Here is a 25,739-nt window from a genome sequence, read left to right on the forward strand (position 1 = left end):
CGACCGAGACGGAGGGGGCGTCTCGACGGTCAGTGTTGCGTCGCCCCCTCCACCACTTCGTGGTCCCCCTCCCCACTGCGTGGGGAGGAAAGACTTAGCCCCTGCGTTTCTTCACCGCGCGCAGGTCCGCCAGCGCCGGGGCGATCAGGAACCACGGCTCGATGCAGTAGCGCGCGAACAACCGCTTCGGGTCAGCGACCAGCCTGAAAAGCCATTCGACGCCCAACCGTCCCATCCAGCGCGGCGCGGCCTTCTGCACCCCGGCCTCATAGTCAAAGGCGGCGCCCACCGGCAGGATCGGCGCCGCGGGCAGAACCTCCAGATTGTCCGCGATCCACAGTTCCTGACGCGGCATCCCCATGCCGACGAACAGAACGTCCGGCGCGAACGCCTGAATCTCCGACAGAACTGCCGCATTGCCTGCCGACCCCGGCGTCGCGTCGAAATAGCCACTGAGTCCCTGGATCGTCGTCGCCGGATAGCGGGCCGACAGTCTTCGCGCCGCCTCATCCGCCACGCCGTCCGCGCCGCCGATGTAGAGAACACGCCAGCCCTTGCGATTCGCCAGACTCCAGAAGTCGTCGCGCCAATCCAGATAGGTGCAGCGATGCTGCGGCCCCGCCGGATAGCCCAACCGCCGGGCGAAGTGGATCAGGGGCGTCGAGTCCAGTTCGATCAGGTCGGCGACCTCATACAGGCGCCGCATCCCCGGCGTACGCCCCATCAGATAGAGGCTGTGCAGATTGTGGTTGGCGATGACGCTGCGGGTCTTCGTTTCGACCCAGGCTTCCAGCCGCTGCATGACCTGCTGCGGCGTGATCAGGTCGACCGGCTCGCCCAGCAGGGTAATCCGCTGGATGGCGTGCGGGTCCGGCGTCTGAGCCAAGGGGTCGGAAGCTGAAGACGTGTCGTGCATCTGGACGGCTCTAGCGTAGCCGTTTCAACGGCGGGTATGCGGACAAGGTTAACCGTTTCCGCCCGTCCGACCATGTAAAGGAAGTCATCATGACCCTCGCCCTGATGCTGGCCGCCGCCGTCGCCTTTTCTTCACCGAGGGAAGACCCGGACATGGAACTGGTCCTGACCGGCGTCGGGCGGTTCGCTGTCTTCGCCGACAGGGCGTCGGTCACGCCGGATCAGAACAGCGTGCGTATGCGGTCGCTTCAGATCAGCGAAGACGACATGGTCATCGGCGACGTCGCCTATACGGGCGGCTGGACCTGGTGGCGCTTTGACTGCGCCGGGCGCGTTGCGCAACGTTTGGACTTTGCCTCGCTGCGTGCGGATGGCGGCGAAGGTCCTTCGACGCCGGACGACAGCCCGCCCCTGCCCATTGCGCCGGGCGGCGACGCTGATGAACTGGCCGCCATTGCTTGTGAAGGCGTTGCTGCGCCTGTGATCGCGCGCACGACAGCGCAGGCTGTTCAGGCAGGCCGCATGTGCATGACTGACGATCAGGCGGCGATCTGCCAACCTGCGTCTGCTTCATCCAAATAAAACGCCCGCCCCTCGTTCGAAGGGCGGGCGCTTCAGAGACTGTATTCCGAAGGATTACTTGCGCGTGGCGCGGGCAGGCTTACGGCCGCCCTGGCCCAGACCCATCTGCTTGGCCAGTTCCGAACGCGCCTTGGCGTAGTTCGGTGCGACCATGGGATAGTCTTTCGGCAGACCCCACTTGGCGCGGTATTCTTCGGGGCTCATGTTGTATTTGGTGCGCAGGTGACGCTTCAGCGACTTGAACTTGCGACCGTCTTCCAGGCAGATCAGGAAGTCAGGCGTAATCGACTTACGCACCGGCACCGCCGGTTCCTGGGGTTCCGGTTCAGGCTCAACCGGAGCGAGCGAAACGCCCGAGAGTGCAGCGTGAATTTGTGAAATCAGTCCCGGCACAGCGTCGGCCGAAACGGTGTTGTTGCTGACATAAGCCGACACGATGTCGGCGGTCATCTCGAGCAGTTCGGGTTTTTCTTCCATCAGTATCAGCCTTTTGCGTGAACGAAATTCAATCGACTGATCTGACCCGACCCGCCGCCGTCCGGTTTCATACTTATGTTTGGTATTGAAAGCAATGCGACGCAGGTCAATCACGTTTAACGCGAAATCAGCCGACGAATGCAGCACAGACAAAGGGCGAACCCCTTATCGACCAAAGTTATCCGCAAGCGCCAGGGCCGCGGCGCGCTCAGGCGCCGGGTATTCGTCGATCATCTGGCTGTCGCCTTCGCGGATCGCCCGCATCAAAGTCGGCGTCAAGGCCGAAGACAGCGACCAGTTCCAGTAACGCAGCACCGTCTGGGCGCGATCGACCGCCAGTATTTCATAGGTTGTCAGGACCCGGCTCCAGTCCGGATGGACCGCGCCTTCATCCGTCGTCTCGGGCCGCCGCATGGAACGCCACAGGGACTGAAGGGCAGGTCGGCTCAACCCCGTCGCCTTGCACAGTATGGCGACAGCTTCCCCGCCTGGATCGCCCATGATCTTTGCCGCCGTCAGCGGCTTGATGCCGGACAGATAGCCGATTTCAGACACCAGACCGCGCGACAGGCCGCTGCGCGCAGCCGCCTCTACGGCGCCTTCCAGATCAGGGAACGGACTCTTCTGTATCGCCGCGCGGTTTCTCTGTCTTCGCTCGATGAACTGCAGCGCCTTGCGCGAGACATGATCCTGCCATCCCTCGGCGGCTGCCATGGCGAAAACGTCTTCGACGCTGGTCTGCATGACTTCGCGCGAAACGGCGAAACGCTGCAGGATAATGCGCCGCTCATCTGGCCCGCACCACCAGAACATGATGTAGGCCGCCGCGGGTCTCAACTCCGGACGCTTGAGCAGAGCCGCGCACAGTTCAGGCCGCTGCCGACTGAGGGCGACCACGCTTTCAAGTCCGGTCTGCGTCAATTGCGCTGAAGGATTGGCCAGCAACAGATCGACCACCGCCTCTTCGCCCATGTTCAACAGGGCGTCGGTCACGGCTTCGGACAGGTCGCGTCGCGCCGCCATCATGGCCCGATGTTCAGGCCCGGAATCGCGCGCGCAGCCGATCAGATCGGCGTCGGACAGCGCCGCACAATCCTGCAACAGGGGCGCTGCGACAAACGGTTCATCGCGCAGCAGCAGCCGCTTAAGCATATCAGGCAACTCGCCCAGCGGCGCCAGGCGAACAGCGACCTTGTGGCGGTCCTCCAGCGGCGCCGGGCGCAGGACATCGACCAGAAGATCGCCCACCACCGAGCGCTCAAAGGCGTTGATCCGGCTGGCAGGCAGGCTGACGACATCCGCCAGGCGACGCAGCAGCACGCGCCGAGCGGTCCGCCCGCTGGATGGATTTTCTTCCTGCTGACCAGACTGCATATCGCCCATGGCGACAGTCTAGAACCGTAGCGGTTAACCGCTGGTGCAGACCGACCGGTGGTTCACGACCTTACAGGCCCTCGAAAAGCGCCGTCGACAGATAGCGTTCGGCGAAGCTGGGAATGATGGCGACGATGGTCTGCCCGGCATACTCATCCTGAGCCGCCAGACGGAAGGCCGCAGTCAGGGCCGCGCCCGAACTGATGCCGACGGGGATGCCTTCCTCGCGCGCGGCGCGGCGGGCCATGTCGAAGGCGTCTTCATTGGTGACCTGTTCGACGCCGTCGATGACGTCGCGGTCCACCACGGCCGGAACGAAGCCCGCGCCGATGCCCTGAATCTTGTGCGGGCCGGGCGCGCCGCCCGACAGCACAGGCGAGGCCGTCGGCTCGACCGCGATCATCTTCACCGAGGGCTTCTTCTCCTTCAGCGCATGGCCGACCCCGGTGATGGTGCCGCCGGTGCCGACGCCGGACACCACCACGTCCACGGCTCCGGCCGTGTCGTTCCAGATCTCCTCGGCCGTTGTGGCCTCATGGATGGCGGGGTTGGCCAGGTTCTCGAACTGGGCCGGACTGACCGAGCCGGGGATTTCCGCCAGCAGTTCCTCGGCGCGGGCGATGGCGCCCTTCATGCCCTTTTCGGCGGGCGTCAGCTCCAGCCGCGCGCCCAGCAGGGCCAGCATCTTGCGCCGCTCGATCGACATGCTCTCGGGCATGACCAGGATCAGCTTATAACCCTTGGACGCCGCGACAAAGGCCAGGGCGATGCCGGTGTTGCCGCTGGTCGGCTCGATCAGGGTGGCGCCCGGCTTGATCCGGCCCAGTTGCTCCAGCGCCTCGACCATGGCCACGCCGATGCGGTCCTTGACCGAGGCGATCGGGTTGAAGAACTCCAGCTTGGCCAGCACCGTCGCCTTGGGCTGCAGCGCCGCCGTCAGATTGGGCAGCCGCACCAGGGGGGTGTCGCCGATGGTGTCGACGATGCTGTCATAGACGCGCCCCCGCCCCGCCTTCTTGTGGCGGCTGGCGTCATAGGCGGCTTTGGAAGCGTCAGACATGAGAAGGGTCTCCGTGCGGTATCGGCTCAACAGATAGGTCTTATACGTCGCGGACAAACCCGCTCCGCGCAGGAATTCTGAATCAGCCTTTAGAAAACCTCAGCGCGCCAGCGCCCGTCGCGCCGGGTCGAAGGGCAGGACTTCGCGGATGGAGATCAGGGTCTTGAAGGTGCGCACCCGCGCGTCGTCGTTCAGCATTTCGCGGGTGAAGACCTCATAGGCCTCCATCGTCGGCACCACGACATAGAGGATCAGATCGGTGTCGCCGGTTACATACCAGGCGGCCTGAACCTCGGGCCGGGCCGTCAGCTTGTCGATCAGGGCGTCCAGAACGGCGGTGCCCTCGCGCTCCATCTCAACCAGGACATGCATGGTCAGAGCGCGCGCCAGACGGGCCGGGTCGACCACGGCGACGTCGGCGATGATGACGTCCGTATCGCGCAACCGCCGCAGACGTCGCGACACCGCCGATTCCGACAGGCCGACCTTTTCCGCCAGCACGCGCGCAGGCTGAAGATTGTCGCGCCGGACCAGATCCAGCAGTCGACGATCAAAGGAATCCAGATCGACGGTTTCTTGCATGATAAGTCACTATACGACTGTTTCTTGCGTCATGGCAGGCGAAATCGCCAAGAAACGCAGGCCGTTTTTGACTAGGTTCCGGGCCATGTCCTCCCCGGTCCTCGTCCTTCGTCATCCCCGCCTGACAGCGGTTCTGCCCTATCTCGCCCTGATCGGCGGGATGGTGTCGCTGTCGGCCGGCACCTCCTTCGCCAAGACCCTGTATCCGATGGTCGGACCAGCGGGCACGGCGGCCCTGCGCGTCGGCCTGTCGGCGATGGTTCTGCTGGCGGTGTTCCGGCCGTGGCGGACCGCCTTCACCGGCAATGATCTGCGCGCCCTGGCCATCTATGGCGGGGTAATGGGGTTGATGAACCTCAGCTTCTATATGGCGCTGAACACCATTCCGCTGGGCGTGGCGCTGGCGATCGAGTTCATGGGGCCGCTGTCGGTCGCCCTGTTCAACTCTCGCCGTCTGATCCACTTCGTCTGGATCGGACTGGCGGTGCTGGGTCTGGGCCTGCTGCTGCCTCTGGACGGGAATGTGTCGACGCTGGACCCGGTCGGCTGCGCCTATGCGGCGGCGGCGGCGGTGTTCTGGGCGGGCTACATCGTCTTCGGCAAGCGGGTCAGCCATCTGCCCAGCGGCTCGACCGTCGCGGTGGGCATGACCTTCGCCGCCATGACCGTGGTGCCGTTCGGCGTGGCCGGCGCGGGCATGAGCCTGCTGGACCCGAAGATTCTGGCGCTCGGCCTCGTGGTCGCAATGGTGTCCAGCGCCCTGCCCTATACGCTGGACATGGTGGCGCTGCGCCACATTCCCAAGCGCACCTTCGGCGTGGCGGTCAGCGGCGACCCGGCCATCGGCGCCCTGGCGGGCCTGTTCGTGCTGGGCGAGCATCTCAGCACCCAGCAGTGGCTGGCCATCGGCGCCATCATCGCCGCCTCGGTGGGCGCTGTCCTGACCTCGCCGTCCGACGAACAGCCGCTGCAGGACCCGGCCGCGCCCGCCTGATCTCCGGCGTCGTACTGGTGCTGTTGATGCGGGCGGCGATCAGAACTCGGCCCATTCCTCGGTCGGCGCGCCGTTGGCGACGGCCAGAATACGGGCGCGCTGGGCCTCCAGCGCCGGGGGCGGACCCGCCTTCGGCTTGAGTTCATGCACCACGCCGGCAGCGTCGCCCATCCTGAAACGCCCGACCAGTTCGGCCAGATGCTCCGCCTCAGTCTTCAGATTAGCGGCGGCCGCCGTGGTCTGCTCGACCATGGCCGCGTTCTGCTGCGTAACCTGATCCATCTGGTTCACCGCCTGATTGACCTGGCCCAGACCCGAGGCCTGCTCCTGGGCCGAGGCGGCGATTTCAGCGACCAGTCCGTCCATCTCATCCACCTGTGCGGCGATCGTCTCGAGCGCCCGCCCGGTCTCGGCGACCAGTTGCACGCCCTGCGCCACCTCAGCGCCCGAAGCCGAGATCAACGTCTTGATCTCCTTGGCCGCCTCGGCCGAGCGCTGTGCCAGCGCCCGCACCTCGGAAGCGACCACGGCGAAGCCGCGCCCGCTGTCGCCCGCCCGCGCCGCCTCGACCCCGGCGTTAAGGGCCAGGAGATTGGTCTGGAAGGCGATCTCGTCGATCACGCCGACGATGTCGCTGATCTCGGACGAGCGGCGGCTGATGCCGTCCATGGCGGCGACCGCCTGACGCATGACCTCGCCCGAGCGGTCAGCCTCGGCATGAGCCTGTGAGGCGACAGCCGCCGCCTGACGGGCGCCCTCGGCGCTACGCTGGACGGTGGTGGTGATCTGGTCCAGCGCCGCCGCTGTCTCTTCCAGACTGGCGGCCTGCTGTTCCGTGCGCCGCGACAGATCGTCGGACGCCTGACTGATCTCATCCGAGCCGCCACGCAAAGTCGTCACCGCCGCCAGCACCTGCTCCATCACCGTCCGCAGACTGGTCACGGCGCCGTTGAAGTCGGCCTTCACCGTCTGGTGGGCGCCTTCCATCTCCTGCTCAATGGCGGCGCGCAGGTCGCCGTCCGACAGGCGCGAAAGCTGTTCCGCCAGGGCGCCGACCAGTTTCGCCTGCGCCGCCTCGGCCGCCAGACGTTCGCGCTCGGCGCGCTGAGACGCCTGTTCAGCCTTGGTGATGTCGACGGCCAGTTTGACCACCTTCAGCGGCCTCCCCGCCTCGTCCAACACAGGATTATAGGAGGCTTCCAGCCAGACCTCGCGTCCGCCCTTGGCCATGCGGCGGAACTTGCGGGCGACGAAGCGCCCCTCGTTCAGTTCGCGCCAGAAGGCGGCGTAGTCCGGCGTCGACGCCTCGGCCGGGTCCATGAACATCCGGTGATGCTGGCCCCGGATCTCGTCCATGCCATAGCCCATGGTCTGGAGCAGGTTGTCGTTCGCGTCCCGGATCGTGCCGTCAAGGTCGAATTCAATCACCGCCTGTGATCGCCCGATCGCGGCCATGCGGCGATCCAGTTCTTCAAGCCGCTCCAGATCCGCAGCCTGCTTTTTCCGACGACTTCCAGTGAACATCCGAACCGCTCCCTGCCAGAATAACGGTGATGAGTTAGATAAGTCTGTGAATAACAACGGCACGCCAAAGGTTTCATCTTCGTTACCTGCAATCTGAAGTTGTGTAATTAAGCTCAGTTTCATGGCTCATTAACCATGATCAGATATGAAAAGACGAACGGCTGCGCCTTTCTGCGGCCCGGGGGCCCTTCTTGCGCAATCTCGTCGCCGCCGTCGAAGCGATCGACCCGCTGGTCGTCACCGGCAAGGTGGCGGGCGTGAGCGGCCTGCTGATTGAATCGCGCGGCGGTCTGTCGCGTCTGGCCGTCGGGGCGCGGGCCGAGATCGAGCGACGCGGCCAGCCGCCCCTGCCCGCAGAAGTTGTCGGCTTTCGCGAGGCCAAGGCCCTGCTGATGCCCTTCGGCCCGGTCGAGGGCGTGGCGCCCGGCGCCGACATCCGCATCATCAACGCCGCCGCCAGCGTGCGTCCGACGACCGCGTGGCTGGGCCGGATCATCGATTCCTTCGGCGAGCCGATCGACGGCGCGGGGCCGCTGGCGCCGGGCCTTGTTCCCTATCCTTTGCGCGCGCCGCCGCCGCCCGCCCATTCGCGTGGCCGGGTCGGCGAGCGGCTGGATCTGGGCGTGCGCGCGATGGACGTCTTCACCACCACCAGCCGGGGGCAGCGTCTGGGCATCTTCGCCGGTTCGGGCGTGGGCAAGTCGGTGCTGCTGTCCATGCTGGCGCGTCAGGCGACCTGTGATGTCGTGGTGGTCGGCCTGATCGGCGAGCGGGGCCGCGAGGTCCGAGAGTTCATCGAAGAGACTCTCGGCGAGGAGGGTCTGAAACGCGCCGTCGTCGTGGTCGCCACCAGTGACGAACCGGCGCTGAAGCGGCGCCAGGCGGCATACATGACCATGGCCGTGGCCGAGTTCTTCCGCGACCAGGGGCTGGAGGTGCTGTGCCTGATGGACAGCGTCACCCGCTTCGCCATGGCCCAGCGCGAGATCGGTCTGGCGGCGGGCGAACCGCCGACGACCAAGGGCTATACCCCCACCGTCTTCACCGAACTGCCCAAGCTGCTGGAGCGCGCCGGGCCGGGGCCGATCCGGCCGGACGGGACCGAGGCGGGACCGATCACCGCCCTGTTCACCGTGCTGGTGGACGGCGGCGACCATGACGAGCCGATCGCCGACGCCGTGCGCGGGATTCTGGACGGCCACATCGTCATGGACCGCAAGATCGCCGAGCGCGGCCGCTTCCCCGCCATCGACGTGCTGAAGTCCGTCAGCCGCACCATGCCCGGCAACCAGTCCCCGCCCGAGCGCGAATTGAACCGCCGCGCGCGCCAGTGCCTGAGCGCCTATTCCAACATGGAAGAGCTGATCCGCATCGGCGCCTATCGCACCGGGGCCGACCCCATCGTCGACCGCGCCATCGCCCTGAATCCGGCCCTGGAAGGCTTCTTGACCCAGGACAAAGACGACGTGACGCGCCTGGCTGACAGTTTCGACATACTTGAAACCATCCTGAACCAGGGCATGGTGGACCAATGATCGCGGGAAATGACGCATGACGACCTGGGCCCAATCCCTGATCCGCATCTCCAACTATGAGGTCGAGACGCTGCAGAAGCGTCTGGCCGAGATCAGCGCCCGCAAGGCCGAGGCCGAGATGCGCCTCGCCATACTGGACGCCGAAGCCGAGGCCGAGCGCGAGGCAGCCCGTCATGACGGCGGGGCGGCCATGATGATTCAGGCCTATCTGACCGGCTGGAAGCAGCGCCGCGCTGACATCGAGGCCGAAGTCGCCGCCATCGCAATCGAGGAAGAGGGCGCCCGCGACGCACTGACCGGCGCCTTCGAGGAACTGAAGAAGTTCGAGCACGTCGCCGAAACCACCCGGCTGAACAAACTGATGGCCGCCGCCAAGCGCGAGGCCGCCGCCTATGACGAAATGGGCCTGCGCCGCCGTGGCTGACAGCAGCAGAGGCGTCATGATCGACCGTCGCGCCCTGCTCGCCTCGACCCTCGCGCTGGCCTCCTGCGGCGCGGGCGAAGCGCCCGTCCCGCCGCCGACCGGCCCTGTCCGCCCGCTGAAATCCGTCGCCCCCTTCCCCGTAGGGACCGTGGCCATGTCGGGCCAGTTGTCGGATCAGGACTGGTTCCGTCTGGTCTCCACCCACTTCTCCCAGCTCACGCCCGAGTGGGAGATGAAGATGGAGTACATCCTCCAGAAGGACGGCTCCCTGCGTTTCGACGCGCCGGACCGCATCGCCTACTTCGCGCGCGATCTGGGCATCCGCCTCTTCGGTCACGCCCTGATCTGGTATGCGCAGGAACATCCGTGGTTCACCGCCATCGTCGACGACCGCCCGCGCTTCATCGCCGAACACGACCGCTATATCGCCGAGGTCGCCGGGCGCTGGCGCAGCCAGATCGTCGGCTGGGACGTGGTCAACGAACCGGTCGAGGACGACGGCAGCGGCTATCGCGACTGCGTCTGGAGCCGAGGTCTGGGCGGGATCGACGCCTATATCATCCGCGCCTTTGAACAGGCCCGCATCGCCGCGCCCGAGGCGACCCTGTTCCTGAACGACTACAATCTGGAGAACACGCCGAAGAAGGGCGCGGCCTTCCTGCGTCTGGTCGAGCGGCTGCTGAAGGCGGGCGCCCCGGTACAGGGCATCGGCATCCAGTCCCACCTCGACATCGAAATCCCCGGCGGCCAGATCGCCGCCTTCATGAACGAGGCCCGGCAGTTCGGCCTGCCCATCCATGTGTCAGAGCTAGACGCCTCATTGAAGCGCGGCGGCCATCTGCCCGACGTGCGCTCCCGCGCCCAGCGCCGCGAGCAACAGAGCGCGCGCGTGTCTGAACTGGCCGAGGCCTTCATGGACCTGCCTCCCACGCAACGGTTCGCCTTCACCGTCTGGGGCGTGCGCGACAGCGATTCCTGGCTGCGTCGCGGCAAGAACGACGACGGTCAGGACAGCCCCCTGCTGTTCGACGACAAGAGCCAGCCCAACCCGCTGTTCGGCGTGCTGTCCGGCACATTCGGCGCCTGATCCCTTCTCTCGCAAGGAGAGAAGGAAGTCAGTCCCGTGTCGCCTGGAAGCCCTGCTGGTCGGTCCAAAGGACGATCTGGCGGCTGGCCTCGGCTGTGGCGCGGTCGAAGGCGGCGACGATGGCCGACTGGCGGTTCTCGCCCGCGCTTTCGCGCACCGTGATGCGGTCCTCGACGACAAGGCTGCGGTCGCTCATGCGGAACAGGCGCAGCAGCACGACGATGTTCGCATCCGGCACGGCGCCCGGCGCGGCATAGGCCGCCTCGAAGCGGCGCACGTCGACACTCAGCATCAGACCATCACGTGACGGAGGCCCGCTGCTCAGGACCGTGCAAGTGCCGCCGTCGGCGAAGGCGTTGCGCAGGGTTTCCTCGAACAGGGTCTCAGCCGGAGACACCCAGCGAGCGCCCTTGATATAGGCCGCCTCGGTCCCGGTGACGGCCAGCAGTCGGTCGCCACGCGCGGCCTCGGGGAAGTCTATCCGGCGCATGGCGACGTGAACGTCCGGACAGGCCGAGGTCGCGCCGGTCCCGGCATAGGCCGAGGCGCCGCCGAAACGATACAGCTGCACCGGGTCCGGCGTCGCCAGCACCGCACAGCCCGAAACGGCCGCCGCAAGCGCGGCGCAGGCGGCGAGGCTCATCAGTCGGTTGCGGATCATGGTTGCACCTCGATTTCCTTGGACGGCGCCTTGGAGATGAAATCGCGCGGGCTGTTGCGCACATTGTCGATCAGGGACTGCAGCGAGCGCGTCGCCTGATCCAGTTGACGGATGGTGTCGTTCAGCTGCGGAACCGTCTGCGAGCCGAAGTCGCCCAGCGGCCCCTCAAGCCCGGAGGCCGAACGGTTGATCGAGGCGATGGCGGCCTGCGCCTCCTGCGTCGCCTTGTTGATGTTGGCGATGGCCTGTTTGCCGTCCGTCTCGACCAGCTGTCGGGTCGAGGCGCCCAGCTGCTGATATTCGCCGACGGCGGCGTTGGCCTTGATGATCGTTTCTTCCAGTTGCTGGAACATGCCCTTGCGGGCTTCCAGCTCGGCGGTCATGGCTTCGACATTCTTCACGCTGGATGAGAAGCTGCGGATGTTGTCGTCGGACATAAGTCGGTTGATGCGGTTCAGCGCGTCGACCGTCTGGGCCAGCACCGTGCCCGAGCCGCTGAGCAGTTCGGCCAGCGGGCTGGGCTGGCTCTCGATCACCGGCACCACGTGGTCGGGATACTGGTCCTTGAGCAGCGGGCTGGACGGCTCTCCGGCGGTGATCTGGATGTAGTTCAGGCCGGTGATGCCCTGCGGCTCCAGCTGGGCGCGCGAAGCCACGCGCACCGGCGTCGTGCCGTTCAGGCGCACGCGGGCGATGACCTGATCGCCCTTCTTGGGGTCCAGGTTCAGGTTCGTCACCTCGCCGACGCGGATGCCGTTGAAGTGAACTTCGCCGCCTTCGGAAAGGCCGCGCACCGGGCCGTAGAAGACGATGTCATAGACGTCGTACTCCTTGTTGAACTGCAGCCGGGCCAGCCAGATGGTGAACACGGCCAGCGCCACCAGCAGGGCGACGGTGGCGATGCCGACAGCGGCGTAATGAGCGTCTCTTTCCATCGTTTCGCGCCCTCCTCAGGCCGCGGTCTTGTGGGCGGCGCGACCGCGCGGCCCCAGAAAGTATTCCTTGATCCACGGATGGTCCGAGCGTTCCAGCTCGGCCACGGGGGCCTGGGCCACCACATGCTTGTCGGCCAGAACGGCGACCTCGTCACAGATGGCGTAGAGGCTGTCGAGATCGTGGGTGATCATGAAGACCGTCAGGCCCAGATCGTTCGACAGCTGACGGATCAGTTCGTCGAAGGCGGCGGCGCCGATCGGGTCCAGACCGGCCGTCGGCTCGTCCAGAAACACCAGTTCAGGGTCCAGCGCCAGCGCCCGCGCCAGGCCGACGCGCTTCTTCATCCCGCCCGACAGTTCGGCCGGTTTCAGATACAGGGCCTCGGGCTTCAGCCCCACCATGGCGACCTTCATCTCGGCCAGTTCGCGGATCGTCGCCTTGGACAGATCGGTATGCTCGACCAGCGGCGCAGACACATTGTCCAGCACCGTCAGGGCCGAGAACAGCGCGCCCTGCTGGAACAGGACGCCAGTGCGCCGCTCCAGCGCCGCAGCCTCTTTTTCGGACATGGTCGAGCGGTCCTCGCCGAACAGGCGCACTTCGCCGCCCTCGGGTTCCTTCATGCCGATGATGGAGTTCAGCAGCACCGTCTTGCCCGTGCCGGAGCCGCCGACGACGCCCATGATCTCGCCGCGCCGGACGTTCAGGTCCAGATCCTTGTGGATCACCCGCTCGCCGAACTGGCTGAGCAGGCCCCGCACCTCAATGACGTTTTCGCGGTCATCGGCTGTCTTCTTGTGCGTCTCGCCCGTCATATTTTCAGCTCGATGAAGATCAGGGCGAAGACAGCGTCCAGCAGGATGATGGCGAAGATGGCCTGCACCACCGCCGACGTCACACGGCGGCCCAGGCTCTCGACATCGCCCGCCACCGACATGCCCTGACGACAGCCGATGGCGGCGACCACCAGGGCGAAGACCGGCGCCTTGACCAGACCGACCATCATGTGACGCGGCATATAGCCGTCCTCGACCAGCCGTTGCAGGAAGAAGGCCGGGCCGAGGTTCAACTGGCTCCACGTCACCAGAATGCCGCCCAGCAGACCGCCCACCATGGCCAGGAAGGTCAGCAGCGGCAGCATGACCAGCAGGGCCGCCAGACGCGGAATCACCAGCGCCTGGAACGGATCGACCCCCATCACCCGCATGGCGTCCACCTCCTGCGTCATGCGCATGGAGCCGATCTCGGCGGCGAAAGACGAGGCGGATCGGCCCGCCAGCAGGACGGCCGTGATGACCACGGCGAATTCACGAAAGACGGCGACGCCGATCAACTGCACCGCAAAGACCCCCGCCCCGAACTGGGTCAGCAGGTCCACGCCGATGAAGGCCACCACGGCCCCGATGAAGAAGTTGGTCACCACAACGATGGGGATGGCGTCCAGCCCCGTGCGCTCGGCCTGACTGAACCAGGCGGCCCAGCGGATGCGGCCGGGATGCTTCAGCGTCGTCAGCACCGCCGCCATCAGCCGCCCCAGGAAGGTCAGCGACAGCATGGCCTCGGCGCCGAAATCATGGACGCCGCGTCCGACCTTGGCGAAGCCGCGCGTCATGGGGGCGGAGCGGCGCGGCGGGTCGGCCGTGTTGCAGTCCAGCTTGGCCACCATCCGATACAGGCGCCCGGCTTCGGGGCGCGCTGACCAGGCGGCTTCGGGAATGGGGCTGTCCATCGCCTGAGCCACGGCCAGGGCGCCTGCGGTGTCGAACCGGCCCAGTTCATCAAGGTCCAGCGCGCCGACGGTGCGCCCGTCCAGCTCGTCCTTCAGGCGATCGCCCAGACGGCCCATGGTGACGGTCGACCAGTCGCCGGCCAGCCGCAGCCGCGTCTGGCCGTCCTGATGCTCGTCGATCTGATAGGTCGCCCGTTTCATGAATTCGCTACCGTCGCAGGCCCGCCTGCACGCACAGGCTGCTTAAAGCTGTGCTTTGCGCACTGCGTCAACGGCCGATGACAAATCATGAACTCTTCCGTCATTGCTGAGCGCAAGCCTGAGGCCTCCCGACACGGTGCAGCTTTGTGAACGTCGCCGGAAGATTTTTGTTCAGCCGCAACACGGCCGCAATCCGGTTTAACGCAGATAGTCCAGCAGGGAGACCTGACGCAGCTGGCTGACCACCTGCGCGGAAGCCTGAAGCGCCAACTGCGCCATTTCCAGTTTTACGACCGCCTCGGCCATGTTGGCGTCGGTCTTTCCCGCCAGGATTGTGTCCACTGAAATTTTGCGCCCCTCCTGGGATTCCAGCAGGCGCTCGACGCGGTTCTGCATTCCGCCATTGCGCGCCTGCAGGCTGACCACATCCTTGGCCGCCGTCTCGAACCGCCCCATCTGGGCGGTCAGGAAGGCCTTCTGCGCATCGGTCATCGGCCCTTCCAGCGGCGTCGTCTCATGCATCAACTGAATGTCGCGGAAGATGCCGAACAGGTCCGATCCGATGGCGTCGGCCAGAAAGCCGGTGTCCATCGACACGTTCTCGTCCAGCCAGGACGACTGCTTCAGTTGATCGTTGCGGAAGGCGTCGCCCGCTCCCGGCATGGCGGCGAGCCGTTCCATCATGCTCGTGCCGGGCTGACCGGGAATCTCCGGCAGGTCCACCGGCGCGCGGTCCACCGCGCCCCCGGCGAACAGATACTTGCCCTGATGCTTCATGTTCAGCCCGTCCTTAGCCTCCATGAACAGGCTTTCCAGCGCGGGCATCAACGCCTCCATCCGCCCGGCGGCGATGGCGTCGGCGATGGCCTGTCGCGCGGCCGTGGACGCGTCGGCGACCCGGCCCAGCCCCATTTCCTGCGTCTTCAGACGGTCGGCGACGGTCTTGGAGGTGTCGATGAAGCTCTGGATGCGGGCCTGACTGCTCATCAGGGCGCTGACCGTTTCCGAGTTGCGGCCGAAGCCGACCAGATCGGTGGCGTTCTTCTCGGTGCTGAACACCTTCTGGGCCTCGGCGTGCCGGTTCTGGGCCGACATGAGGTCCAGCAGGGCCGATTGATAGTTTCCGTAGGTAGAGACGCGGGTCATCGCACCATTCCCAGCAGGATGTCGTACATATCCTTGGCGGCCTGAACCATGCGCGCCGAAGCGTTAAAGGCTTGCTGATAGGTCGTCATCAGCACCAGTTCCTCGTCCAGATTGACGCCTTCGACCTTGGTGCGGCGCGCCGTCGCCTCCTTGGCCAGGGCCCGGGCGCTGGTGGCGTCGTTCTTGGCCATTGAGGCGCGGCTGCCGATCTCGCCCGACAGTTCCGACGCATAGCGCGACAGCGACATGGAGCCGCCCGCCGCCCCGCCCGCCGCGGAAAAGCGGGTCGCGTTCTCGCCTGCACTGGCCAACAGCCGCGCGCCGCGTGCGTCATTGCGGCTGACCACCGATGCGCCCACGCCGCCGCTGGCGTCCGCCTTGGCGAAGGCCATCAGCGCCGGATCGCGCGCGATGTCAGCACGCACCGAAAGGGAGTCCGCGCGTGAGGCGCGCGTCCCGCCCAGTCCGAACAGGGCGCTCATCGACACGCCCGACGGAACCTGCTGGGTGCGGTCCTGCATGACCGTAAGACTGGCGCTCGTCCCCGGCCGGGGCGTGAAGATCATCTCACCCGCCGCGCTGAGGCTGAACGTGCCGACCCGGCCTGCACCCGTCACCGGATCGTTCAACGCGGACAGCAGACTGGCCATATCGCCGCCCGCCGGGACCGCGACCTCTATGTCGCGGATCTTTACGCCCGCCGCATCGTCAAAGCGGAAGGTGATGGTCTCACCCGGCGTAAAGCCGTGCTGCGACGTCGCCGTCAGGCCCGTCTCATAGGTCGCGGGCTGGTTGCTGACGATCAGGTCGTTCAGGCCGAAGAAGTGCGAGAAGCCCCGTCCGCCCTTGTCCGAAGGCGCCGCCGAGTCATCGACCACCACGACACCCGTGCCGGGCGCGCCCTCGATCTTCAGACGGCCGTCGACGAAGCTGGCGCTGCCGTTGGCGCCCAGCTGGGCGTTCAGATCGGCCAGGAAGTTGGCCGGGTTCAGCGTCGCCAGATCCAGATCGATCTTCTGCAGGGCCACGCCCTGCCCATCGGTGATGACGATGGAGGTCCGGCCGGTAAAGCCCGTCAGGGCCGTCTCCAGCGATTGACCGATATTGCGGCCGGTCAGGCTGTTCGGCGGCGGCGCGGCGGATGAAGCGTTGTGCGCCCGGTTCAGTTCATCGGCCATGCGCGACATCAGTTCGGCCAGACGCTCGGCCGTCGCCGGCGCCTCGCCGTCGCGCAGGTCCAGCAGCCCCTTCAACTCGCCCGAGGTCAGGCCCTCGGCCAGCGGACGCGCCTTGCCTGCGGGCGGTTCGATCACCGTGATCTCATTGAACACCGTCTGGGCCGAGACGGCGCCCGCGCGCGTGTATTCCAGACGGGCCGCGCCCTGCCCCGCCAGCAATATGCCCGCCCCGGTGCGGATCTCGACCCCGCCGACCGAGCGGTTGGTGATGCGCACATCCATCAGGCCGGACAGTTGATCGATCAGCGCGGCCTGCGCCGTCTCGGCGCCCGAGGAGTCGGCGTTGGCCACGGTGGCCCGCGCGATCTCGACGTTCAGCTTCTCGATCTGCTCCAGCAGGCTGTTGACGGCCTCGACCCCGCTCTTGATGCGGGCGTCGGCGTCTTCGCGCACCGACTGGATCTGGCTGTTGATGCGGGCGGCCTCGTCGAACAGGCTCTGCGTCTTCCAGATCGCCTCCTGACGGCGGGGGCCGGAGGTCGCATCCTCGGCCGAGGCGGCGAAGGCGGAGAACACGCTGTCGATCTGGGCGAAAAAACCGCTGCCCGCACCGGGGTCGCCGAACATCGACTGGATGCGGTCATACAGCTCATAGCGCACCGTCTGGCGCCCGGCGTCGGCGCTGGCGTTCAGGCTGGCCGCCTGCAGGAAGCGGTCGGTGGCCAGACGGATGCGGGCGATCTCCACGCCTGAACCGATACCCTGACTGGTCCAGGACTGCTGGTCGGCGATCTTGCGGACATAGCCGGGCGTGTTGACGTTGGAGACGTTGTCCGAAACCACCCGCAGATGCGTCTGGGCCGCGTTCATGCCCGAGGTGGCGATGTTCATGATCGAGTTGAGGCTCATCGCGCCACTCCTTCACCACGGCGCGCACAGACGCCGTCGCCCGGCAAGCCTTGCAGGCAAGCGTGCAGATCTTGCCCGGCGATTTGAGCAGGTCTTCTGACCATCTCTTTGAATTTCCTCGACATCGGCATTCAGCCCCTGTGCGTTCACTCACAAGAGAGGCAAGGCGCGGGCCACAGCCTGCCAGCCGCCTGCCTGCCGACCCGCGCCCGGCAAAAACCGCGCGGCGCGGCAATAAACGCCCGGCGCAACAGCCGCGTCGCGATCGCCCGATCCGAAATAATATTTTTATATTTCAAGATATTAAACCAGAACCCTCACTGTGGCCCAAGGCTTGCGGAGGACTTGCCGAATGACCCAGGCGCAGCAGGCGCCGCCCCTCAGCGACCGAAAGCGCCTGCCCACAAGCATGTCCGCCCTCACCCTCCTGTCTGTTTCTGCGCCCGCCGTGCCCGGCGGAGCCAACCTGGACGCCCTGACCGGGGCGCCTGCGGACAGAGCCGTCTTCTCGGACCTGCTGCTCGCACTGGACGCCGACAGCGAAACAGACCCCGCGCCTGCGCTCGCCAAGGCTGAACCCGCGCTCGACGCCATCCCCGTCGCCACGCCGATCTGGTTCGCCCCGCCCGCCGAGGCGACAGGGCCGCTATCAATGGAAACCGGCGTCGAAGCGGACGCACCCTCCGCTGGATCCGCCGCGCCCCTGATGCAAGCCGAGACCGCCTTCGCCGCCCAGATGGCGCAGGCGCCTGCGACAGCGTCGACCGCCGCTGCCGATCCGGCGCCCGACCTGCCCCCTGCCCCCATCGCCGCGACCGACAGCGAGATGGCGCCCGACGCGGCTGTCGGCGACGAGACGCCATCGCCGGATGCAGCCGCCCCCGCCAGCCGCACCGCGTCTGCCTCCGACGCCCTGTTGGCGGGCCTGACCGGCCTGCGCAACGGAGCGGGCGAGCGACTCGCTCTCGCCCGCGAGGCCAGCCGTGAACCGGCGTCATCCGCCAAGGCGACCGACCTGTCGCCCGACCGCAGCGCCTCGCCGCGCCCGGACGCCGAGGCCGTATCGCCCGTCGCTTCAGCCCGTCCCTCAGCAACACCGCCTGCTCCGACCGAGATGGCGGCGGCGCCTGCCGCCCCGTCTTCCGGCGACGCAGACGCCCCGCCCGCGCCGCAGGGCGCTACCGAGGCCGCTTCCTCGCCCGCATCAGGCCCGCATCGTGATCTGGGCCTGTCGCAACTGTCGCGCGCTACGGTCGAGACCACCGCCCAGATCGCCGCCCAGATCATCAGGAAGCTGGACGGCCGCTCGACCCGCTTCGACATGGCCCTGACGCCCGAAGGACTGGGCCGCGTCGACGTCAGCCTGGAGATCGAATCCGACGGACAGGTCACGGCGCGTCTGGCTTTCGACAACCCGGCGGCGGCGGCCGATCTGCGCGCCCGCGCCGACGAACTGCGCCGTCAGTTGCTTGAGGCGGGGCTGCAGCTGTCGCCTGACGATCTGGAATTCGCCGAGCGTGACCCGGCCTCCGGCTTCGGCGGCGGCGCCTTCGAGCGCCAGCCTGACCGCCGCGCCTTCACCGGCGCCGCCCGTCTGGCCGCAGAAGCCGATACCGCACTTCCGGCGCCCGGCGCCTGGGCATCCCTTTCCCTGACGCCTGACCGCGTCGATCTGAAGGTCTGACGATGGTTGACGCCGTCTCCGCCAATAATGCTGCAGGCCGGGTGAACAACGGCGGCCAGATGCTGGCCTCCAACTTCCAGACCTTCCTGTCGCTGCTGACCACCCAGTTGCGGAACCAGGATCCGCTGTCGCCGATGGATTCCAACGCCTTCACGGCGCAGCTGACCCAGATGGCGGGCGTCGAGCAGCAGTTGCTGACCAATGACCTGCTGACCAGTCTGCTGAAAGCCCAGCAGGGCGACGGCCTGACCGGCGCCGCCCCCTATATCGGCAAGGACGCCACCGCCGTCTGGGCCGCCACCCGTTTCGAGGACGGCGAGGCCAGCTGGAGCTATGAACTGGCGGCCGATGCGACCGAGGCCACGCTGCAGGTGCTGGACGCCTCGGGCAAGGTGATGTGGAGCGGCCCCGCTCCCGACCGCACCAACGGCCTGCACGACTTCAAATGGGACGGCCAGACCACCGGCGGCGGTCAGGTGGACGACGGCGGCGTCTATACATTGAAGGTCATCGCCAAGAATGGCGCGGGCAAGGACGTCGACGCCCAAGTATTGATCCGGGGTCGCGTCACCGGCGTGGAAATGTACGACGGAACGCCCTTCGTCATCATCGGCAAGTCGATCATGCCGGTATCCAGCCTGATTGCGCTCGAAGAGCAGAAGACCGCGAGCGCCCCGCCCGATCCCGCCGAAGGGAACGCCTGATGCGCCCCTTCTACACCGCTTCTTTTGTTTTCAGCCCACTCACTCGTAAGGAAACCCAGTCATGAGCATCAACGGCGCCATGATGGCCGGCGTGTCCGGTCTGACCGCCAACGCGGCGGCCCTTTCGACGATTTCGCAGAACATCGCCAATGTGAACACCGTCGGCTACAAGCGCGCGTCGACCGAGTTCTCGACCGTCGTCAACGCCCAGACGGCGGGCCTCAACTATTCGGCTGGCGGCGTTCAGGCCTCGGCGCGCCACTTCATCAGCCAGGCGGGCCAGCTTCAACGCACCACCTCGGGCACTGATCTGGCCATCGCCGGTCAGGGCTTCTTCGTCGTCACGGAAAAATCCGAGAACCTGACGGCGGCCGATACGCGCCTGTTCACGCGCGCAGGCGCCTTCAAGATCGATGACCTGGGCTATCTGAAAAACACCTCGGGCCTGTATCTTCAGGGCTGGCCGGTGGACAAGGACGGCAACGTCAACGTCGACCCGTCCGACATGACGCGTCTGCGCACCATCAATGTCGGCTCGGTCGGCGGCGCCGCCGAACCGACCACCCGCGTCAGCCTGAACGCCAACCTGAAGTCCAGCCAAGGCTCGTCCGACGCAGCCAAGGACGCCGCGATGTCACCCCCGGGGCCGCGCGCCTACGATGCGGTATCGACGACGCACTCGATGGCTTCTTACGACCCCACCGTGCCGAACCAGGGCACAAAACCGGACTTCCAGATCAGCGTCCCTGTGTCCGATTCAAAGGGCGGAGCGCGGATGATGACCATCTCTTTCCTGAAGAAGCATGATGACCCCAACACCTGGTTCGCGGAAATCCATGCGCCGGACGGATCGGTCGAACACGCCAACCTGCCGCTGAAGAGCGGCCTGGTGAAATTCACGTCCGACGGCCGTCTGGACACCCGTTTCGCCGGCCCTGACGCCCTGTTCCCCGATCCGACCAAGACCACCATCACCCTGGCCGCATCAGGCGATGCGCCCAGCGCTACCGACGACGGCGCCTGGGCCACGGATAAAGGCCTGAACACCCAGACCATCACCTTCGACCTGAACGCCTCGGCGGGCGGGCTGACGCAGTACGACAGCACCTCCATCGTCCAGGCCACCTATACGAACGGCACCGCCTTCGGGAACCTGACCGAGGTGAAGATCGACGAGAACGGCTTCGTCACCGCTATCTTCGACAACGGCGTCATGCGCCGCATCGCCCAGGTCGCCCTGGCCACCTTCCCCAGCGCCGACGGCCTGTCCGAGGTGTCGGGCAACGCCTATCGGGTCAGCCAGAACTCGGGCACCTTCAACCTGAAGGCGCCGGGCACGGGCGGCACCGGCTTCCTGGGCGCCAGCCAGCTGGAGGCCTCGACCGTCGACCTGTCGACCGAGTTCACCGGCCTGATCACCACCCAGCGCGCCTATTCGGCTTCGTCCAAGATCATCACCACCGCCGACGAGATGCTGGCGGAGCTGATCAACATCAAGCGCTGATCGGCCAACGGGAATCCATGAGCAAGGTCTCGTTAGACTCAATGAATCCTTTCTTGCCACGGCGCAGAACGCGCCGGACCGGCCGGATGCGTTTTAGCCATTCCTTCACCACGACGCTTAAACGCCCCTTAGCGGGCGGGGCCCTAGCCTGCGCGTTCATGGTGGTGGTGAGAGAGGCTTAAGCCCATGCTGCAAGAGCGACGCCTTAACAGTAACGGCGAACAGTACGTGGTCGGACCGACGGGCACGCCCCTGACCCTGCGGGACCTTCCCCCGTCGGACACGAACCGCTGGGTCATCCGTCGCAAGGCCGAGGTCGTGGCCGCTGTGCGCGGCGGGCTGATCAGTCTTGAGGACGCCCTGGCCAAATACCGTCTGACGGCCGAAGAGTTCCTGGCCTGGCAGAAAGCCATCGACAAATGGGGTATGCAGGGCCTGCGCACCACGCGCATCCAGAGCTACCGCGACTAGGCTTTTCGCCTGAGCGCATGATGACGGCCGCTTCTGAACGGGAGCGGTCTTTTTCATTGGCGGGCCTTCGTTTCAGAGCAGGCCTCGAAATCGCGCGCCTTAAGGCCTAAATGGCGGCGATGACCATGGACGCCCTCACCGACGACATCCTCTGCCCCGTTCCCGACATCGCCCCCATGTCGCAAGCCGACCTGGACGCCGCGATCGAGAGCGTGCGACAGGCCGTCGGCCTGCCGCAGGGCGCGCGCGTGGTCGCCGCCATGTCGGGCGGGGTGGATTCCACCGTCGTGGCCGCCCTGCTGCACAAGGCCGGGTATGACGTGGTGGGCGTCACGCTCCAACTCTACGACCACGGCGAGGCGCTGAAGAAGAAGGGCGCCTGCTGCGCGGGTCAGGACATTCACGACGCCCGTCTGGCCGCCGATCTGATCGGCATCCCGCACTACGTCCTCGACTATGAAAACCGCTTCAAGGACGCGGTGATCGACCAGTTCGCGGATTCATACCTGAAGGGCCAGACGCCGGTCCCCTGCATCCGCTGCAATCAGACGGTGAAGTTCCGCGACCTGCTGGATGTCGCCCGAGATCTGGGCGCCGAGGCGATGGCGACCGGCCACTACGTCCGCCGCGCGACGCACGGCAACCGCTCGCAGATGCGCAAGGCGGTCGATCATTCGCGCGACCAATCCTACTTCCTGTTCGCCACGACGCAGGATCAGCTGGACTATCTGCGCTTCCCGCTGGCCGATCTGGAAAAGCCGCAGGTGCGGGGCGTCGCCGCATCGCTGGGCCTGCGCATCGCCGCCAAGCCGGACAGCCAGGACATCTGCTTCGTACCGACCGGCGACTATCGCACCCTGATCGACCGTCTGCGGCCGCAGGGGCGCGAGGCGGGCGACATCGTGCACATGGACGGCCGGGTGCTGGGCCGCCATTCGGGCATCACCGACTACACCATCGGCCAGCGCCGGGGCCTTAACGTCGCCGTGGGCGAGCCCCTGTTCGTGGTCAGGCTGGACCCCGACAACCGCCGCGTCATCGTCGGCCCGCGCGAAGCCCTGCTGACCGCGCGCCTGATGCTGGAAGAAACCAACTGGCTGGGCGATCAGGCCACCATCGAGGAAGCCGCCCGCGATGGCGCCCCGGTACTGGCCCGCGTCCGCTCGACCCGCCAGCCCTCCCCCGCCCATTTGGCTTTTGTTGATGGCGCCGTTCAGGTCGTCTTCGATCAGGGCGAGGAAGGCGTCGCACCCGGTCAGGCCTGCGTCCTTTACGATCCGGCCGACGATGAGCGCGTGCTGGGCGGCGGCTTCATCCAGTCGACCGAAGCCGTGGCGGTTTAGGCCTTAAGCCGCCGCATAGACCCGCAGGCAGTTGCCGTCCGGGTCACGCGCCACGAAGCCGTGGCCGCCGTCCATGTCGCTGGGCGGCAGGACGATGCGTGCGCCCCGGTCCCACCAGTCGATGTGCAGTTCATCCACCACATCGGCCGCCGCCATGCGCAGGTCCGCCTGCGCCCCGCCTCGCCCGCGCCACAGGCTCAGCGTCCGTCCCGGCGCCAACAGAAAGACCGCATGGTCCGGCCCTGCCTCGACAGGCCGTCGGCCCAGCAGCCCGGCGTAGAAACGCGCGCTGGCGTCCGGATCGGCCACGTTCAGCTGAATGTCGTCGCTCATGGTCACGGTCCCTCCGCCTGTCTGAACAGACGGAGAACCTAGCCGCGCCTGCCGCCAGTTTCTGTCAGCATCATCGCGGCGGCCCCCGCCGCTCGCACGCCTCATGCCAGCGCTTCAGCAGCACAGCCTTGCGCGTTGGATAGCGGGTCTCCATCACCTCGACCTCAACGATGCGGTCGGTGCGGAAACTGCGGAAGTCGCCGCGCAGTTCGCACCAGCCGATCAACAGTCGCACCCGGTCGAAGAAGGCCAGGGCGAAGGGCCAGATCACCCGATCAGACGCCGCCCCCGCCTCGTCGCGATAGCTGAGTCTCAGCTTGCTCTCGATGCGGATCGCCTTGCGCAGATGGGCCGGATCGACCGCATCGGCGGGGATCGGCGCGCCCGGCCCGATGAACAGGGCCGAGGCCTCCATCTCGTCGCGCAGATCCGGCGGCAGCACCGCCGCGATCCGCGCCTGAGCGCTCAACGCCGCATCGCGCAATCGCGCATCCGCCCGCTCGGCCACCCAGCGCGATCCCAGAGCCAGGGCCTCGATCTCTTCGGGCGTGAACATCAACGGCGGCAGCAGATAGCCGGGCTTCAGCACATAGCCCACGCCCGGCTCGCCCTCGATGGTCGCGCCCTGCGCCTGCAGACTGGCGATGTCGCGATAGAGGGTGCGCAGGGATACGCCTGTCTCATCCGCCAGCACGCGCCCGCTGACCGGCCGACGATGCCGCCGCAGGGTGTTCAGCAGATCAAGAAGGCGTTCGGACCGGGACACCCGAAAATCTTAGCAGACCTGCTGCCGGAAAATGGCAGCATGCTTTGCAAAGGTGATCAGGCTGCCTCGTCCTTGCCCGGCATGACGTCGCCGACGGTGGGGCGATTTTCGGTGAAGACCACCTCGACCTCGCGCGGGCGCACCATCTCATTGCAGCAGCCGCAGGCGATGCGGGGCTTCAGGTCGTGGCCGCAGGTTTTGTGACGCAGGACGATGCCCGACGGCTCCTCCTCGCCATAGATGTGTTTCTCGCCCCATGCGTGCAGGGTGATCAGGACGCCGTACAGATCCTTGCCCTTGGCGGTCAGCACATATTCGTTGCGCGGCGGGCGTTCCGAATAGGGGCGCGGTTCCAGCACCCCATGATGCACCAGCGACTTCAGCCGCGCGGCCAGCACATTGCGCGCCACGCCCAGCCGCTCCTGCCACTGCTCAAAGCGGCGAACGCCGTTGAAGGCGTCGCGGATGACCAGCATCGTCCAAGGATCGCCGATCACCTCAAGCGTGGCGGCGACAGAGCAACTCTGGCGTGAATAGTCGGCGGTGCGTCCCATAGCGATGAAAGTGACGCTCCGTCAGGCTTTTGACAAGGGTTGCCAATCGCGACGGAGTAAGTCAGTTTCTATTTGCAACGGACATGGCCGCCCCCGGTCATATCCTTCCCTCGACTCGGAGGCGGCTCCGTCGCAGGTTCCGCCTCCGCTTTTCGATGAGAGCCATGACCGAACCTGACCTGATCCGCGCCGCCCTGCACCTGGCGCCCGAAGACGACGGCGCCGCGCCGGGCGTTCTAGCCGCCCATCTGAACGGCGAGTTCTCCAACGGTCCGGTCAGCGCCCCGCCCGAGGCGGGCTTTCCCTTCGGCGGCCTGCTGGCGGCCCTGTGCGCCGGGGCCATGCGTCAGGGTCTGGGGATAGAGGCGCCGCTGCGCAGCCTGACGGTCCAGTATCTGGCAGCCGCCCGCTATGGCCGGTCGCTGCAATTCCGTCCGAGAATGCTGCGCGGAGGGCGCAACGTTGCCTTCGCCGTGGTCGAGGCCGCACAGGACGACAGGCTGACCCATCACGCCAGCGCCACCTACGGCCCCGACGGGCCGACGCCGGCGCCGCTGACGCCGCTGCTGGCGCCGCCGCCTTCGCTGGAAAGCCTGAAGGATGCGCCCGGCATCAGCGGGCCTATGGCGCCGCGCTTCGCCCAGCACGTCGACTATCGCTTCGAGAGCGGCCCCAACATCCTGGGCGGCAATGAGGGCAAGCCGGTCGTCGAGCGGGTCTGGATGCGGGTGAAGGACGGGGCGCCGCTGGACGAATTGCGGATGTGCTACCTGCTGGACGCCCTCTATCCGCCCGCCTGGACCGCCTTCAAGGCGCCGCCGATGATGACGACGGTGGACCTGCGCTATGACTTCATCAGCGACCCCACGCCGGACAATGCACCCGACGGCTGGGCCTTCTTTGAATATCGGCTGCTGGACCACGGTCTGGGCTGGTCGGTGGACGAGGCGATCGCCTGGGGCGCAGATGGCCGCCCCCTCGCCCTGGCCCGCCAGCGCCGCAAGCTGCTCTGACGCCGCCCTGCTTGCCATCGCCCCTTCGCCTCCCCTAATCCCCACGAAACGAT

Annotated in this window: 26 protein-coding genes; 11 read left to right on the forward strand and 15 right to left on the reverse strand. The window is 66.6% G+C overall.

The window, feature by feature from the left end; translation table 11 throughout:
* Positions 1 to 94: 94 nt before the first annotated feature.
* Positions 95 to 916, reverse strand: coding sequence for a WecB/TagA/CpsF family glycosyltransferase (locus tag ACORJG_RS10295; RefSeq protein WP_427788940.1), 822 nt, complete (start codon positions 914 to 916; stop codon positions 95 to 97).
* 89 nt (positions 917 to 1,005) lie between these two features.
* Between ACORJG_RS10295 and ACORJG_RS10300 the strand changes: the two genes are divergently transcribed.
* Positions 1,006 to 1,497: a hypothetical protein gene (locus ACORJG_RS10300; RefSeq protein ID WP_427788941.1), complete on the forward strand. Its 492-nt coding sequence runs from the start codon at positions 1,006 to 1,008 to the stop codon at positions 1,495 to 1,497.
* A 54-nt stretch (positions 1,498 to 1,551) separates the two neighbouring features.
* On the opposite strand, the gene ACORJG_RS10305 is transcribed toward ACORJG_RS10300, so the two are convergent.
* The 4 genes from ACORJG_RS10305 to ACORJG_RS10320 form a co-directional block, all read right to left on the reverse strand.
* The gene (locus ACORJG_RS10305) at positions 1,552 to 1,974 is read right to left on the reverse strand and encodes a MucR family transcriptional regulator (RefSeq protein ID WP_427793015.1); all 423 of its coding nucleotides are present in this window, start codon (positions 1,972 to 1,974) and stop codon (positions 1,552 to 1,554) included.
* A gap of 165 nt (positions 1,975 to 2,139) precedes the next feature.
* Positions 2,140 to 3,357 (reverse strand): DUF2336 domain-containing protein, encoded by a 1,218-nt coding sequence (locus ACORJG_RS10310; protein ID WP_427788942.1) that lies wholly within the window; start codon positions 3,355 to 3,357, stop codon positions 2,140 to 2,142.
* 61 nt (positions 3,358 to 3,418) lie between these two features.
* Positions 3,419 to 4,408, reverse strand: coding sequence for a cysteine synthase A (gene cysK / locus ACORJG_RS10315; RefSeq protein WP_427788943.1), 990 nt, complete (start codon positions 4,406 to 4,408; stop codon positions 3,419 to 3,421).
* Between the two features lie 99 nt (positions 4,409 to 4,507).
* On the reverse strand, positions 4,508 to 4,990 hold the full coding sequence (locus ACORJG_RS10320; protein WP_427788944.1) for an Lrp/AsnC family transcriptional regulator: 483 nt from the start codon (positions 4,988 to 4,990) through the stop codon (positions 4,508 to 4,510).
* Positions 4,991 to 5,075: 85 nt separating this feature from the next.
* Here ACORJG_RS10320 and ACORJG_RS10325 point away from each other — a divergent pair, with 85 nt between their 5' ends.
* Positions 5,076 to 5,984 (forward strand): EamA family transporter, encoded by a 909-nt coding sequence (locus ACORJG_RS10325; protein ID WP_427788945.1) that lies wholly within the window; start codon positions 5,076 to 5,078, stop codon positions 5,982 to 5,984.
* Positions 5,985 to 6,023: 39 nt separating this feature from the next.
* Here ACORJG_RS10325 and ACORJG_RS10330 read toward each other — a convergent pair whose 3' ends face one another.
* Positions 6,024 to 7,508, reverse strand: a complete 1,485-nt coding sequence (locus tag ACORJG_RS10330; RefSeq protein ID WP_427788946.1) for a methyl-accepting chemotaxis protein — start codon at positions 7,506 to 7,508, stop codon at positions 6,024 to 6,026.
* 191 nt (positions 7,509 to 7,699) lie between these two features.
* Here ACORJG_RS10330 and fliI point away from each other — a divergent pair, with 191 nt between their 5' ends.
* The 3 genes from fliI to ACORJG_RS10345 are packed head-to-tail and all read left to right on the forward strand — an operon-like array spanning position 7,700 to position 10,554.
* Positions 7,700 to 9,043, forward strand: coding sequence for a flagellar protein export ATPase FliI (gene fliI / locus ACORJG_RS10335; protein WP_427788947.1), 1,344 nt, complete (start codon positions 7,700 to 7,702; stop codon positions 9,041 to 9,043).
* 16 nt (positions 9,044 to 9,059) lie between these two features.
* A complete protein-coding gene (locus ACORJG_RS10340) occupies positions 9,060 to 9,467 on the forward strand; it encodes a flagellar FliJ family protein (RefSeq protein WP_427788948.1) in 408 nt (135 codons plus the stop codon).
* Positions 9,468 to 9,483: 16 nt separating this feature from the next.
* Positions 9,484 to 10,554, forward strand: coding sequence for an endo-1,4-beta-xylanase (locus ACORJG_RS10345; RefSeq protein ID WP_427788949.1), 1,071 nt, complete (start codon positions 9,484 to 9,486; stop codon positions 10,552 to 10,554).
* A gap of 28 nt (positions 10,555 to 10,582) precedes the next feature.
* Here the strand turns inward: ACORJG_RS10345 and ACORJG_RS10350 are convergent, their stop codons facing one another.
* From ACORJG_RS10350 to flgK, 6 genes are all read right to left on the reverse strand, one after another.
* Entirely contained in the window at positions 10,583 to 11,215 is a 633-nt protein-coding gene (locus ACORJG_RS10350) for an ABC-type transport auxiliary lipoprotein family protein (RefSeq protein WP_427788950.1), read from the reverse strand.
* Positions 11,212 to 12,150, reverse strand: a complete 939-nt coding sequence (locus ACORJG_RS10355; RefSeq protein WP_427788951.1) for an MlaD family protein — start codon at positions 12,148 to 12,150, stop codon at positions 11,212 to 11,214. Before ACORJG_RS10355 ends, ACORJG_RS10350 begins: the two co-directional genes overlap by 4 nt.
* 15 nt (positions 12,151 to 12,165) lie before the next feature.
* Positions 12,166 to 12,966 carry an ABC transporter ATP-binding protein gene (locus tag ACORJG_RS10360; protein ID WP_427788952.1) on the reverse strand — a complete coding sequence of 267 codons (801 nt, stop codon included), beginning with the start codon at positions 12,964 to 12,966 and terminating at the stop codon, positions 12,166 to 12,168.
* Positions 12,963 to 14,081: an MlaE family ABC transporter permease gene (locus tag ACORJG_RS10365; RefSeq protein ID WP_427788953.1), complete on the reverse strand. Its 1,119-nt coding sequence runs from the start codon at positions 14,079 to 14,081 to the stop codon at positions 12,963 to 12,965. The genes ACORJG_RS10360 and ACORJG_RS10365 overlap by 4 nt, the downstream gene beginning before the upstream one ends.
* A gap of 198 nt (positions 14,082 to 14,279) precedes the next feature.
* Positions 14,280 to 15,227, reverse strand: coding sequence for a flagellin (locus tag ACORJG_RS10370; RefSeq protein WP_427788954.1), 948 nt, complete (start codon positions 15,225 to 15,227; stop codon positions 14,280 to 14,282).
* A complete protein-coding gene (flgK, locus tag ACORJG_RS10375; RefSeq protein WP_427788955.1) occupies positions 15,224 to 17,314 on the reverse strand; it encodes a flagellar hook-associated protein FlgK in 2,091 nt (696 codons plus the stop codon). The genes ACORJG_RS10370 and flgK overlap by 4 nt, the downstream gene beginning before the upstream one ends.
* A gap of 409 nt (positions 17,315 to 17,723) precedes the next feature.
* Between flgK and ACORJG_RS10380 the strand changes: the two genes are divergently transcribed.
* The 5 genes from ACORJG_RS10380 (at position 17,724) to mnmA (ending at position 23,020) form a co-directional block, all read left to right on the forward strand.
* Positions 17,724 to 18,998 carry a flagellar hook-length control protein FliK gene (locus ACORJG_RS10380; protein WP_427788956.1) on the forward strand — a complete coding sequence of 425 codons (1,275 nt, stop codon included), beginning with the start codon at positions 17,724 to 17,726 and terminating at the stop codon, positions 18,996 to 18,998.
* A 2-nt stretch (positions 18,999 to 19,000) separates the two neighbouring features.
* On the forward strand, positions 19,001 to 19,702 hold the full coding sequence (locus ACORJG_RS10385) for a flagellar hook assembly protein FlgD (protein ID WP_427788957.1): 702 nt from the start codon (positions 19,001 to 19,003) through the stop codon (positions 19,700 to 19,702).
* Between the two features lie 61 nt (positions 19,703 to 19,763).
* The gene (gene flgE, locus ACORJG_RS10390; RefSeq protein ID WP_427788958.1) at positions 19,764 to 21,206 is read left to right on the forward strand and encodes a flagellar hook protein FlgE; all 1,443 of its coding nucleotides are present in this window, start codon (positions 19,764 to 19,766) and stop codon (positions 21,204 to 21,206) included.
* Positions 21,207 to 21,392: 186 nt separating this feature from the next.
* Complete coding sequence (locus ACORJG_RS10395; RefSeq protein ID WP_087139603.1) at positions 21,393 to 21,677, forward strand: DUF1153 domain-containing protein; 285 nt, start codon at positions 21,393 to 21,395, stop codon at positions 21,675 to 21,677.
* A 110-nt stretch (positions 21,678 to 21,787) separates the two neighbouring features.
* A complete protein-coding gene (gene mnmA / locus ACORJG_RS10400) occupies positions 21,788 to 23,020 on the forward strand; it encodes a tRNA 2-thiouridine(34) synthase MnmA (RefSeq protein ID WP_427788959.1) in 1,233 nt (410 codons plus the stop codon).
* Between the two features lie 3 nt (positions 23,021 to 23,023).
* Here the strand turns inward: mnmA and ACORJG_RS10405 are convergent, their stop codons facing one another.
* The 3 genes from ACORJG_RS10405 to ACORJG_RS10415 form a co-directional block, all read right to left on the reverse strand.
* Positions 23,024 to 23,353, reverse strand: a complete 330-nt coding sequence (locus ACORJG_RS10405) for a VOC family protein (protein WP_427788960.1) — start codon at positions 23,351 to 23,353, stop codon at positions 23,024 to 23,026.
* 70 nt (positions 23,354 to 23,423) lie between these two features.
* Positions 23,424 to 24,119 carry a helix-turn-helix transcriptional regulator gene (locus tag ACORJG_RS10410; RefSeq protein ID WP_427788961.1) on the reverse strand — a complete coding sequence of 232 codons (696 nt, stop codon included), beginning with the start codon at positions 24,117 to 24,119 and terminating at the stop codon, positions 23,424 to 23,426.
* A gap of 56 nt (positions 24,120 to 24,175) precedes the next feature.
* Complete coding sequence (locus tag ACORJG_RS10415) at positions 24,176 to 24,673, reverse strand: winged helix-turn-helix transcriptional regulator (RefSeq protein WP_427788962.1); 498 nt, start codon at positions 24,671 to 24,673, stop codon at positions 24,176 to 24,178.
* A 164-nt stretch (positions 24,674 to 24,837) separates the two neighbouring features.
* Between ACORJG_RS10415 and ACORJG_RS10420 the strand changes: the two genes are divergently transcribed.
* The gene (locus ACORJG_RS10420) at positions 24,838 to 25,686 is read left to right on the forward strand and encodes an acyl-CoA thioesterase (RefSeq protein ID WP_427788963.1); all 849 of its coding nucleotides are present in this window, start codon (positions 24,838 to 24,840) and stop codon (positions 25,684 to 25,686) included.
* Positions 25,687 to 25,739 lie beyond the last annotated feature (53 nt).

Source organism: Brevundimonas diminuta, from assembly GCF_050310045.1.
In the GTDB taxonomy this organism is placed as follows: domain Bacteria; phylum Pseudomonadota; class Alphaproteobacteria; order Caulobacterales; family Caulobacteraceae; genus Brevundimonas; species Brevundimonas diminuta_F.